The organism is Candidatus Zixiibacteriota bacterium, from assembly GCA_036480375.1.
Lineage (GTDB): Bacteria > Zixibacteria > MSB-5A5 > GN15 > JAAZOE01 > JAZGGI01.
On sequence record JAZGGI010000028.1, the window covers coordinates 265,863 to 279,208 of the forward strand.

Annotated in this window: 7 protein-coding genes; 5 read left to right on the forward strand and 2 right to left on the reverse strand. The window is 44.5% G+C overall.

The annotated features are described in order from the left end of the window. The first annotated feature begins 68 nt into the window (after positions 1-68). Entirely contained in the window at positions 69-1,565 is a 1,497-nt protein-coding gene (locus V3V99_09480) for an HD domain-containing phosphohydrolase (protein MEE9442883.1), read from the forward strand. Here V3V99_09480 and V3V99_09485 read toward each other — a convergent pair. Both V3V99_09485 and V3V99_09490 read right to left on the reverse strand, forming a co-directional pair. Next, complete coding sequence (locus V3V99_09485; GenBank protein ID MEE9442884.1) at positions 1,553-2,632, reverse strand: site-2 protease family protein; 1,080 nt, start codon at positions 2,630-2,632, stop codon at positions 1,553-1,555. The two genes, V3V99_09480 and V3V99_09485, sit on opposite strands and share 13 nt — an antisense overlap. Positions 2,633-2,741: 109 nt before the next feature. Beyond that, complete coding sequence (locus V3V99_09490; protein MEE9442885.1) at positions 2,742-7,919, reverse strand: dockerin type I domain-containing protein; 5,178 nt, start codon at positions 7,917-7,919, stop codon at positions 2,742-2,744. 737 nt (positions 7,920-8,656) lie between these two features. On the opposite strand from V3V99_09490, the gene V3V99_09495 reads away from it, so the two are divergent. The 4 genes from V3V99_09495 to V3V99_09510 are packed head-to-tail and all read left to right on the forward strand — an operon-like array spanning position 8,657 to position 13,195. Continuing rightward, entirely contained in the window at positions 8,657-11,059 is a 2,403-nt protein-coding gene (locus V3V99_09495; protein ID MEE9442886.1) for an SMC family ATPase, read from the forward strand. Next, positions 11,056-11,685, forward strand: a complete 630-nt coding sequence (locus tag V3V99_09500) for a thermonuclease family protein (protein MEE9442887.1) — start codon at positions 11,056-11,058, stop codon at positions 11,683-11,685. The genes V3V99_09495 and V3V99_09500 overlap by 4 nt, the downstream gene beginning before the upstream one ends. Before the next feature lie 51 nt (positions 11,686-11,736). Beyond that, positions 11,737-12,180, forward strand: coding sequence for a VOC family protein (locus tag V3V99_09505; protein ID MEE9442888.1), 444 nt, complete (start codon positions 11,737-11,739; stop codon positions 12,178-12,180). Continuing rightward, positions 12,173-13,195, forward strand: a complete 1,023-nt coding sequence (locus tag V3V99_09510) for a membrane dipeptidase (GenBank protein MEE9442889.1) — start codon at positions 12,173-12,175, stop codon at positions 13,193-13,195. Before V3V99_09505 ends, V3V99_09510 begins: the two co-directional genes overlap by 8 nt. Positions 13,196-13,346 lie beyond the last annotated feature (151 nt).

The following is a 13,346-nucleotide window of genomic DNA, read 5'->3' on the forward strand; positions in this document are numbered from 1 at the left end:
TTTCATCATTTCTTCCTGAAAGTATTAATTAATTTCCCGACTTTCCGATTTTTGATTGGAAAGCACTCATGATGACTAACCGAAATGAAAAATACAGCATAATAGTCATTGATGATGAAACGTATATTTGCAATATCGTTAAGGAAGCTTTGTCATCTAATGAAGCATACCGGGTAAAATCATTTTCTGATCCCGGTAAGGCCTTAACTTATCTGGAGAAAAATCACGTTGATCTTGTATTGACTGATTTGGTTATGGGCGAATTTTCCGGCGTGGATATTCTGGAGACGGCGTTTCGAGAACATCCCGATTGTATCCTGATTCTTATGACAGCGCATCCGACCGTCAATAACGCTATTTCGGTGCTGAAAAAAGGGGCATATGATTACCTGGTCAAACCATTTAAGCTGGAAACTCTAAAAAGCGCCGTTGTGCGAGGGTTACGGCACCAGGCTCTTGCCCGCGAAAACGTTCATCTAAAAGAGCAATTGGCTTTGCATAAATTGTCAGAAGCCATCGGATCATCAACCAGTCTTCAATCGATACTGGATATGGCGGCTGACACTGCCAAAACCGTAATCGGAGTGGGCGCCGTCTCAGTGCTGGTTCGCGATAGTGAGGAGCAAGTTCCTATCCCTTATATCATAAGAGGCAGTTCGATTGATGAACAGATGGATGCCTTTTTAAACGGAAATCACAAGTTATGCGCCGCCGCCCTGGATAAGACTGATGTGCAATCGAGTTGTGAGGAAATCATAAAGAAAGAAAAATCGATTCGGACGCTGGCGGCATATCCGTTAATGTCCCGGGGTAAGGCTATCGGCCTTTTAAATGTCGCCCATGAAGAAAAATTTATGCCTCTTAAACCGGGGCAATTGCATCTGTTGTCGATTATTGCGGCCAAGGTCGCTTCAGCAATTGAAAATAATCGCTTATATGAATACCTGCAATCATCGTATCTCAAAGCCATTAAAGCCCTGGCCAACGCCATTGAAGCCCGTGATCCGTATACTCGAGGGCATACTGATCGGGTGACGGTTCTGGCCGATTTGCTTGCTTCAAGGTTGAACTGGTCGATGGATAAACGAGCCGAACTCAAAATGGGGTGTACGCTGCATGATATTGGAAAAATCGGAATACCCGATGCCATTTTAAACAAGCCCGGTCGGCTGACTGATGAAGAGCGAGCACAAATTCAGATGCATCCGGAACTGGGAGCGAAGATGATTGAAGGGATTGATTATCTCGAAGCGGCCGTTCCATACATCTTATATCATCACGAGCAATATGATGGTTCGGGATATCCGCGGGGTTTGGCCGGCGAGGAAATTCCAATCGAAGGTCGCCTGCTGGCCGTGGTTGATACTTATGACGCGATTGTGACTCATCGCCCTTATCGTCAGGGCGCCGACCCGGAAAAAGCCATCGATGAGCTTGAAAAATTCAAGGGGAAACAGTTTGACCCGATAATTGTTGATGTTATAGTCAGCGCGTGGAAAGAAGGCTTAATTGAACAGCTTGGAATTTATCCTACCGAATCATGTGTTGAAACTCAACCGGCATAATAAATCGGGCGGGGTACAAAAGTCAAAATAAATAGAATAATCGCTATCCAAGCTATGATTTTATGTTTTCTATCGGGGGGGATAGCGTCCTCAATAACAGGCGGGTGAAAAGGTCTCATTATAAAAGCCAAAAATAACCATAGCCACCATCCTTTCCAAAAGTAGCCGATTATTAACAAAAACAACATGAAGACTACAGCCAGGAATCGTTGTTTTTTCCCGAATAGCCCATAGAAAATATGACCACCATCAAGTTGACCCAGGGGAAGCAGGTTAATCATAGTTATCAAGAGCCCGACTTGCCCGGCAAGGGCTATTGGTGACAGGAATATTCCCATTCCCTGCGGTAGATTGCCATAGAGGATATGACTGATTACATAGGTAAAGATGGAGCTTCCAAATGAAAGATAAGTAACGTCGGCGGACAGAGGCGCTACCTGGGAACTCATTTGTCCCCATATAACGGCAATTATTGACGGGATTGCCCCGGCTAACGGCCCGGCGGCGCCGATGAATATCAAATCATTTTTAGTTCGGATAGGTGAGCGGCCTTTGATAATGGCTCCGAAGGTGCCAATAAAAGTCGGAGCCGGGATGAAGAATGGATAGCTCATCAACACTCCCCGCCGATATCCTGCCCAAAAATGTCCCATTTCGTGAACGAGTAAAATAATCATTAATGTTATTGTGAAAGGCAATCCGACGAGTAGTAATTCCGGGCTGGAAAAAACCGCGGGGCCGACCTCGCGATAAGCGGAAATAATCAAGACGGTGAGCAGAGTCAGGATAAACAGAAGGATATTGACCAGAGGGGGCTTACCTATTTTGAACGGAGTCGAATAAACAGTGATATTGTAAGCATCCTTGTCTCGAACAATTTTAATGCGGGCATTGATTGTTTTCAGGCGTTTGTTCAATTCCCGTTCCCATCCTTTTTTTCTCAAGATGGGGTTGGCGCGAAACATTACTCGGCCGCCGTCAGCGCGATAGAGAATTATATCAAAATAATCTCTTATGATTTTGAATGCGGAAAGCGCAAATAAATCTATATCGTTTTCAGGCGGCATTACATCATCGTTTTTTGAGTGTTTGATTTGATTTTTATAATGATACGGGCAAAAAAAAAGGAAGCAAGGAAAAACCTTGCTTCCTAAAGAAATATATATCTCAGCTAATTTACGGTTCCGGGCAAATATCGGGTAAAACCCATTCGCCAATCGGAGCGTTTCCAACGCAGAAGCAGAAGTCGCACAAGTAACGAACGTCACCAAGATCAACTTCGCCGGAAGCGTCGACATCAGCCAGATGTTGGAATTTCGGGCCTTCGACCTCGCCGTTTATGTAGTTGTACAGGTAAACGACATCAGCGAGATTAATGACGCCATCGCCATTACCATCGCCACGGTTGAAGCCTGCGAATTGCTGAGCCACTATTGCGGTATTCTCTATAAGTGCAGTATCAAAGGTGTTAGGGCCAACGAGTGTTTCATAGTCCAAACTATACCCAAAACGATACATACCGATGTCGACCATGTCGCCTTCTTCACCAGCAGCAGCGAGGGTAAATCCATCGTACAGATAAGTGGCTTGAATGTCACCTGCATCCTCAAATGGTGTACATTCATAAACACCGTCACCATCCGGATCCGGATCGAGTTCCTCAGGATAGAAGAATTCGCCGTCGACAGTCTTACACCAATCTATGACCAGGTCATACAAACTGGGAACCTCAGCGTCGTCAAAGACGTTTATGAGGTCCTGCCCACAAGTTACAACTCCATTCATGGGTATTCCGATAGTTCCGGAACCAAAAACGTTGGTATTTACTTCATAGCCGTCACTACAAGCGCCACCCCAGGCAACATCATAATCATCAAGGAAGAAGAATCGTCCAAAGTTGTAACCGCCTAATACCTCGCCCGAGGGATAAGCGTAGCCAAGGTCATGATCAACATGCTGAGCCCAGTAAACCGGGTCATCAATCGCAGTAGTATTACGGTTGGATATTTCAAGCCTGGTAATCAGAATGTTGTTGAGATCAGGAACGCCATAGGCGCCGTATTCGGTACACTTGAAGCTCATACCCATAGTGAGATCGTTGCTGTAGTTACAATCAAGCGCGGTCCAATCCCAGTCGCCATGGCAACCGAAATCGATAACAGAGTCAATATAGGCATATGTAACGGCTTCACCACGGATATCCTGGTAGCTCGTTTCTCCTTCGGGTTTGAATGAGCCGAGAACGATGTCGCGTTCGACATAACTGATACATTCACCGGAGCAGTTCGGATCCGCCAGGAGAGTTTCGTAATCGTCGGCTGCCCATGTTGCGTTAGTCACCGCGAAGCTCCGGTCATCCTGACCGAACATCAGGAAACCGATGAAGTAACACCAGTAATCCTCACTACCGCCAACCCAGAACTGAAGACCTAAATCACGAGCATCTTGCGCGATCATACCATTGTTGTAAATAATGGAATAATGCTGAATTTCGGTACCCCAGTACAGAGTATCGAAGGATGCCAAGCAACCACCGATAACACCAAGGTTAACGGCTGGCATAAATTCCGGATTGTTCAAATAATATTGAGCATTGGAATTAATCGTAAAGTAGCAGTCATGCGCACCACGAGTAACCAGATCACCGTCAACGATATAATCCATACTAAACATGTCGCCATCGCCGAGATTAAAGGTTTCGGTGAAGCTGGTTAACCAGGCCGGTTGAGCATAAGCGGCACTGTTGCTATAGCTATCTTTGGCAAAGGCGGTCATGTCAATATCAACGTCATTAATACCGATAAGTTTGCCACTGCCTTCAATCATTTCGGGATAGCTGTTGCGGATCATTTTATTAGCCAGTGAACCCATGCGTCTAATACGGGATGGATCCACCGATGTGATTGAAATCGAGGGAGCTACTTCATCAGCCGTCAGAGTACCGGTTAAGTTTGCACAACCGGCATTCATGAAGACATCCTCAAAAGTAGGTACGGCATAGCCGGGGCCAACCAGGAACGGAACGGGTTGGAATTCTTCTGCCTTTAAGATACGCAGACGAGCGATTTCTTCCGCACCATTTTCCATGACATACACTTCACCGGCACGGTTCTGGAAGACGACATGATTATCATCAAGCAAAACACCGGATGAGTAATTGGAAGACGGATCGAGCAGATATTCAAATTCAAGCGTACCATTTTCTCCGTTATATACGGCATAGCCTTCTAAGCGTCCCGTTGGCATATAAACGAGGTCACGCATGAGCGTCTGACAATCAATCGCACCCCAACCATTGGTTGTGTTATAGAATTCCCAGGCATCTAATGGGCCTATGTTACCCGCATTAACAACTGCGGCATCCCAGAGCATATTTCCACTGATCTTATTATATGCCTTAAGACCGCCTGTTTCATTGGCCCAGCCTGCCCATGACCCGACATAAACAATATTGACGTCAAGCAAAAGAGCTCCACGAGAAGGATATTCGGTTGCAACGCCCCATTGTATGACGCCGGCCGAATTCAGTTTATACAGAGCAGCAGCAGGAGCGCCGGAGGCTTCGACCTGGAAGTCAGAGCGTACATAGATATCACCATTAACATCGATGACAGCCGAACCCTCTTGCCATGTCTCAATAGTGTTTTCAGCGCCGTCGATATCATAACGGTAAGTACCCCAGTCGTCGCCCTGCATCTGGAAGATGATGGAGCCGTCGGCGGCATCAATAGCATAGAAGGAACCTACACCTTCGAGGTCGCCCGTATTGCCGTTACCATTGGTGCCGACGTAAAGAACGTCAGCGCCGTTAGAACTCAGCGATGTATAGGTGGCGCCATCCAAGAGTACCGGTTGAACAGCCCAGCCGCCAAAATCGGTACCGTCAGCCATATTCCAGGCACGAAGTTCAGCGGTACCATCCGTACCCTCTTGCGAGCTGGCATATACGACATCGCCAAGAATTACAGGCTGAACCCAGGCAACACTGTATCCGGTAGTGAATCCGGTCGGGAATAAACCGCGACACCAGATTATAGCTCCGGTATAGAGATCGACGCAAGTCAATCCCTGACCGTTACCATTCGGGAATACGACCTTTCCGTCGACTTGTGCGACAGAACCATCGTTAGCGGTACCCATATTCGGCAGACCGCTAACTTCCCAAATCGGCACGTCAGAGTCTAAAGCAAGATCCCAGGCTCTGACAGCCGAGGCAAACGGAACGACCAGGATGCCGTCGGCAATTAAGCCGCGGCCATAGCTTAAGCTAAGAGGGTCCTTGTAATCCCAAGCCAAGTCCTGGAGGCAACGAGCGTCGCCGGACGATGAGAACGAACGCGCTGTCCGACGGAAGTCGTGCGACGCGGTCGGCCAGTCATCACCGGTTTCGCTGCATTCAGCTTCCGGAGGAGGCTCACAGCAGACATCAACATCAATCATCTGATGTTTCGGATTTGACCAGAAATTCTGCTCATAAGTAAAGCCCTGGGTATTATATTCCCACGGAGCAAAAGGGCCGTTACCGAACAGAGCTGTTTCGTATTCAGTATAGTAGCCGTTGGCCGCGCCAGGATTAAACCGCAAAATCATATCCTGGCCGCCATCGGGAGCCATAATTTCAATACCGACCCAGACATATTCATCAAAACGGATATTTTCGGCCGATACATCAAAGACGTAAGCGTTCGGCTGGAATCCGTTGGCGATAATTTCAGCACCGGTTACTTCGATAGTATGAACCAGAGTACCCGGGAGACCGGCTTCAAAATCAAATTCATCGGGACCGCCTGGATCATATATATCATGAGCGCCATCGTTGTCGTAAATTCTTATCTGAGCTGAAGTTGCGTAAGGCGCTGCAGTTTCGCTCTGATAAAAATACGCGCGGATTTCTTCCAATCGACATCCCAGACCGATGCTTTGAATCTTCTGGAAATAACCTCTGGTGCCATAACTACCGGGCAGTCTGCGAATAAAATACGGACCGTAATCGAGATAGTCGGCATCAGTAATGCATGTACCGTATCTATTTAAGCAAAGATGCGCTTGGATACCGTAGTTACGTCCGGAGGTATACCATTCCGGCGGTTCCACGGAGTTATCAAGAGCGCCGCTTCGTCCGGTACCTGCACCTGCAGCACCTGAGAGAATACCGGCATATCCGGGTAATCCACCATCGCCGATGGAAACAACGCCGTGGAAATCACCTTTCACAGCAATAGGTGAGCCAAGAGAGACGAAATTTCCAGTCATTGTACCGACATTTACATCTTCACCCTGAATAGTCGTTGACCAGAGGATATCGGACATATCCGGATAACCACCGGATGAGCCGGTAACAATTACGTCAATGTCAACTTCGGTATTATATACTTCACTCATATCTTCAAGAGCGTAGATACCGACCGTTAGACCAGTGAGTGTATCGTCAAGACCGGTAAAACGAACGTTGCGATAATCAATATAGTCCGGATCATCAGAGAACCACCAGTATGTAGTATACGGGTAATTCACATAATCCTGGATTTGATCGCAATTTGAGAATAGATCTTCGCCGGAACATATCTCAATGTTGATCAGGTAAGCCTGATAACAATAAGTACCAGGGTTTTCTGAGCAACCTGTCCAGACATAACAGGCACTAGCGCCAGCTGGAACACCGAAGCGATAGTCAAAGGTGGTCACCGAGGCATCATCCCAGAGTATCCCGAAGCTTTCTTCGAGAGCCTGGGAAGCGGCATCCACTGTTACGCCGACTTTTATCATTGTACCACCATCAAATACAACGCCCATTCCGGTTAAATCAATGGTGACCCATGCCGGGCCCGTACCCTGAGGTAGTTCAGCCCACGGCACAGTAAACCGGTAATATTCATCAACCGGTACTGTGGTACCCGGGTTAAGGGCGCAACCACTAAATATGGATACTTCCATATCCGGGTTCCCAACATACGCGTCCTGATCAATGCCAATGTTAATTGCCGTCAATGTGCATGGATATGGGGCCGGCAATCTGAACCTCATGTTCATAAAATCAACTCCATATGAGTATATAGGGACTGGTTCGTACCCTAAAACAACATCGGAGTGAGGAACAATTGATGAACATACCACCGGGGCCGGAGGGAAGACGGTTGTTGGTGATGCGTACAGGTGGCGATATGCAGCAGGTTTCTCAAGGGCGTTAGATGCTTCATTTACTATTTCCACTGGAATGTCGTTGGGGCGAGACTTATAGGTAATCAGTTCTTCATTTTCAGTTTTCCGATTATCAATATCGCCCGCAATCGCAACTCCGCCGAAAGCAACTAATAACCCGAGAGTTAGTACTGCGATTAACAATTTTTTAGACATTTATTTCCTCCTTAAAATTAGGAAAGGCAGAGAAAGTTCATTTTATAAAATATTCTTCTTTTTTTCTCTGGCAATCTTTCAGAATCGTTCATTGAGCAGAATCTTACCGAACTACCGGTAAGAAGATTGCTTGTTTCCGCGGATCTTGTCTAGGGATGGTGCGGAAATAAATTTTAATGAACTATTCTAAAGATTCCTATTATGGAGTAAGGAGTGAAAGCTTTTCTCAGTATTTTTCTGAGGTGGACGCTTAACTCCAAATAAGCTGTGTTTTGCTTTTTAGCACCCGACTCTTACAAAAGACTTCTGAGCGGAATAACGTCCTCCTATATATCTACTGTGTTTAATTCTCATTAATTAAGTTGGATACTGAAAAAGATAACTACGCCTGACGGATATATCAGGTTATAACCCTGAGGGGTTTCTGTTACGTGTTGTACGTTAGCAGTATTAATAGACCCCTGTAAAAAACATAAAGAACCTTGAGTAGTTTCTCAAGTTTTTTACGATACATCAAAGGCCAGTATAAGAGGTATTCTTGTGGTTATTTTGGCAAGTTCGGCTCAAACCCCAAATAACCAATAACACACGCTCAGAGTCAAAATAGGATATTATCTTTTTTTGTCAAGGATTATTTGGCCTTTTCAGGTAAAAAAAATTACACTCAAGGCCACCAAATTCAGGTGTTTAGCCGATTTGAGCCTTGCTTCGATTCGGCTTTTATACTAAGATAGAATATGATTCTGAGAAAACTCCGATTGAGCAATTTTCGCCGGTTTGAAAATCTGGAAATTCGATTTGTCGATGGGATTATCGGAATTGTGGGGCGCAACGGGGCGGGGAAATCAACCATCCTCGAAGCCATTTTGTGGTGCCTATACGGTAATAAAGCGGCCCGAACAGGAAAAGACGGAATAAAACGCCAAACCGCCGAAGAAAAAGATGCCTGTTTAGTTGAATTGGAGTTCGAGCTTGGCGGTAACGCTTATTGCCTGACGCGAACAATATCCGGAAAATCGAATAGAACCGATACTTCTCTTACCCGTCAGGGTGAATTAGATGCCGTTACGACTAAAGAGGTTGAGCTATATTTGATTCGTCTTCTCGGTCTTAATCTGAAAGGATTTCTCTCCAGCTTTTTCGCCCGTCAAAAAGAACTCAACGCTCTTTCCGACGCTCGACCGGCCGAGCGCCGGAATCACCTGGCTAAAATGCTTGGGGTTGGCCGGCTGGATGCCGCGATTGAATCTCTGAAAGCCGATATAAGACTGACCCGGGAGAAGATAAAAACTCTTGAAAGTGTGCAGATCGATCCTCAAGAGACCAAATCTAACCTGGCTCATAAAAAGGATGGTTTGGAGACTCTTGTAAAGGAAGAATCGGCTGAGCAGGAGCATTTGACGGGATTGAATGGAAAATTCCAGAAAATTTCAGACGAGATTAAATCATATCAAAGGGCTGAAACTTCATTTAACCGTTTGGATAAGGAAAAAGCCGCGATCGCAGCCGGACGAGATAGTCTTTCGCGGGGGAAAAAAGATCTTGAGCGCAAGCATGGCGAGTTGGAGCAGGCGGTTAAGCAATTACCCGAATTGGAAAAGAGTGTCAAGGGATTGGACAAGCTAAAGAATCAGGTTGAGGATTTAATGGAAGCCAAAGTCAGATGGGATGAAAGAACACACCTGATAAACGATCTTGATGAGCTTAATGCCAAAGAAAATCGTAATAATGGGCGGCGATCCGAGTTATCTCGGGAAATATCTGAATTAACGGACAATAAAGAGCAATTTGGTGATCCCGAATCAGCAATCGGAGAATTTGAAAAAAAGCAGGATTATCTCCGCAAAAAATATCTTGACGAATCACAGAAATTGGCGGCCTTGAACTCGGAATTACAAAAGCTCAAAGCCCAAAAAAAACAAATTAAAAAGCTGGGCCCCGATGCTGTTTGTGAATTATGTTTGCGCCCGTTTGGAGATGAGTTTTCGCAGATAGAAACTCATTTCAAACAGGAAATGCTATCGCTTGAAGAAAAAACAGGGCCGTTAAAATCGTATTTGGAGGAATTAAAATCGGCCGGAACTGAGCTTAATATGAAAATCGAGTCGGCCCGCAATGAGAAAAGGAAATTGGAGAAAATTACCCTTCAGTTGGCAGCCGCCGAAGCCGAATTCAAGGCCGCGGAACAGATAATCAGCGATAATTTGAGCGCCAGGGAAAAAATTGCAGGGCGAATATCTGAGATTGGACAGGTTGAATTCTCCCCGGAAACCCTGATTCAAACGGAAAATGATTTCAAACGGCTGCAAGAAGAGAGAGATTTATTTCTAAGTTTATGCGAAAAGGCCAAACAACGGGATGAAATTCTGTCAAGCATTAATCACTTGGAAAAGGAATTGTCGCAAAGTAATACTCGTGAGCAGGAACTCAATAGTGAACTCGATAAATTGAATTATGATCCGGAGACTTATTCGAATCTTCAAACAGAAGTTGAGTCTCAAAGAGATGAAATTGGCAAAACAGAGTTGAATCTGGAACGATTAAAGGGCGGTATTCGGTTAATTGAAAGTGAAATTAAAACCATTGAATCCCAGCTTGAACAATATCATCAGGTAAAATCCGAAATTTCGATCCTGCGGGAGCAATTGACGTATCAGGAAAAGTTAAATTTATTATTCGCCGAATTTCGAGTGTATTTAATTGGCCGGATTCGACCTGCCTTATCGACGCGTACCTCGCAATTATTCAACGAAATGACCGACGGTCGTTACCAGCAGGCGGAACTCGATGAAAACTACAATTTGTGTCTCTTTGATAGAGGCGAGAGTTTCCCGATAGACCGTTTTTCAGGCGGAGAAATCGACCTTGCCAATTTATGCTTTAGACTGGCGATTTCAATCGAAATGGCTGAAACGGCCGGAATTGACCAGAGCTTTATTATTCTTGACGAAATTTTCGGTTCCCAGGACAGCGTTAGACAGGAATTGATTATCAATGGGCTGGCGAAGCTGAAAAACAGATTTCGGCAAATAATAATTGTATCTCATATCGAAGAAGTCAAAGAGCTTGCGGAAAATATAATCGCGATTGAAGCAGAAGACTCGGGATTGAGCCATGTCTCCGTTATTGGTGATTTATGAGAAAACGCCATTATATCTTTTTAATAGTTCTGACAGCGTTTTTTCTACTTTTCAGGTTTATCGGGCAAATGGGGATAAATTCTCCTGATGAATTTTTCGTAATTAAAGTTATCGATGGTGATTCATTTGAATTGGAAGGTCGTGGGAAAGTAAGATTGTTGGGGATTGATACTCCGGAAAAAGGCGATTTATTGTATGATTCGGCAAAATCATTTTTATCATCACTGATACTAAATAAGCAGGTAACCCTTAAATTTGGTTCACGCAAAAGAGATGGTTACGGTCGATTGCTGGCATATACTTATCGGGATTCAATATTAATTAATGAAAGGATTCTGCAGGCCGGACTGGCCAATGTTTATTTATTTCCGGACAATTTTCAAGACCGGGATCTTTTGGAAAGGCTTCTCAACGCTCAACGACAGGCGATTTTGGATACTTTGGGCATTTGGGCGAATCCATATAATCCGGAGTCTCATTATATAGGCAATTCAAAAACGTACCGTTTTCATCGACCGGACTGCAAATCGGTGGAAAACATTCCGGATTCGCGGAAGATTGTATATACCGATCGGGTAGAGCCATTTTTTGAAGGACTATCCCCGTGTCGAAATTGTAAACCATAGGACATTTCTATCAACTATCATGGAGATGGAAGAGGAGGATTTATCAAATTTGTGCATATTAATATAGTGTCAAATAACTGGAGACGGCTTGCCGATTTCTATCAGGCTGTTTTTGGTTGCTTTCCCTTGCCCCCTGAACGAAATCTTTCGGGGAAATGGGTTGATGAGGCTACCGGAGTTAACAACGCGCAAATAACAGGGATTCATCTGCGATTACCGGGATTTGGAGAGGTGGGTCCGACTTTGGAAATTTTCCAATATAACAATATTGCTGAAGCAGATGGAAAACCGATAAATCGTTCGGGATTTGCTCATATAGCCTTTGAGGTAAAAGATGTGGAAGAAACAAGCAGGTTGGTTTTATCCAACGGTGGGACTCGGATAGGGAATCTATCCACCCGTAAAATTGAGGGGGTGGGAAAAATAACCTTTGCCTATCTGGCCGATCCTGAAGGAAATATTTTGGAACTTCAAAATTGGGAGAAACATGTCTAATTATATAAAAAACGGATTAAGGGACCATAAAATCGCAGACATGCATTGTGATATGTTGCACTATTTATATGAGATTAGCGATGGTCATCCCGAAAAGATGGGCGATATCGGATGTGCTCTTCCCTGGTTGATTAAAGGCGGTGTTGGATTTCAGGTCATGGCCGTTTATGCTCCCACCGAGCCGGGCAGTGTGGAAATGGCTAAGAATGAAATCTCGATCTATGAAGAGATGACTCGGAAATTTGACAATATTCTGGTTCCAATAACTACTTCAATGACTGAAGTGCCTAATTTGGAATCGGGAAAAGTAATTACTGCTTTATCGATTGAAAGCGCTGCTGGACTTTGCGAGGAGGATGAGAAACTGGATTTGGCTTTTCCCCGAGTGGATGAGATATTGAACGCCGGTCATAGAATAATTTATATCAGTCTGACTCATGTTGAGGAAAACCGATTTGGGGGAGGAAATGATTCAAAGCTTGGTTTGAAAGATGATGGTAAGAGTTTGTTGGAATTTATGGATGGGAAGCAGATCGCGGTCGATTTCTCTCATACCAGCGAAGCATTGGCAAATGATATTATTGAACATATTGATAAAAAGAACCTTAATATCCCGGTGATGGCCAGTCATTCGAATTTTAGGAAGCTCGCTCCAATTGTGAGAAACTTGCCTGAAAATATATCTCTTGAAATAATCAGAAGAAAAGGCATAATCGGAATGACTTTCATTCGTAGGATGGTTGGATTGGACGGACCGCATCTATTAAAAGAGCATATCTTACACGGTTTGGAATTGGGCGGAGAAAATTCTTTGTGCATTGGCGCTGATTTCTTTTATACAAAGAATTTCGATGATCAAAGCCGGGCGCCGTTTTATTATGAGGAACATGAACATGCCGGGAAAATACCCGAGGTTTTTAAATCTTTGTCGAATGATTTGAATGAAAATCAATTAAAGGCTTTGAGCTCCGGTAATGCTGAGAAATTTTTGAATAAATTGTGGTTTTCGGGATAATGTACGACCCAATGGGTGGGATACAAGAGCCTGTAAGGAATTTTGTGTAAATGTAAATAATTGATTATGCTTCGAAATTAAAAAGAGAAGCATTTACACAGGAGAATTAACATGAATTCGATTGATCCCGCTTTAATTAAAGAACTTCTCA

Coding starts and splice junctions, on each gene's coding strand:
- V3V99_09480 (MEE9442883.1), top strand. CDS start 69: ATGATGACTAACCGAAATGAAAAATACAGCATAATAGTCATTGATGAT.
- V3V99_09485 (MEE9442884.1), bottom strand. CDS start 2,632: ATGCCGCCTGAAAACGATATAGATTTATTTGCGCTTTCCGCATTCAAA.
- V3V99_09490 (MEE9442885.1), bottom strand. CDS start 7,919: ATGTCTAAAAAATTGTTAATCGCAGTACTAACTCTCGGGTTATTAGTT.
- V3V99_09495 (MEE9442886.1), top strand. CDS start 8,657: ATGATTCTGAGAAAACTCCGATTGAGCAATTTTCGCCGGTTTGAAAAT.
- V3V99_09500 (MEE9442887.1), top strand. CDS start 11,056: ATGAGAAAACGCCATTATATCTTTTTAATAGTTCTGACAGCGTTTTTT.
- V3V99_09510 (MEE9442889.1), top strand. CDS start 12,173: ATGTCTAATTATATAAAAAACGGATTAAGGGACCATAAAATCGCAGAC.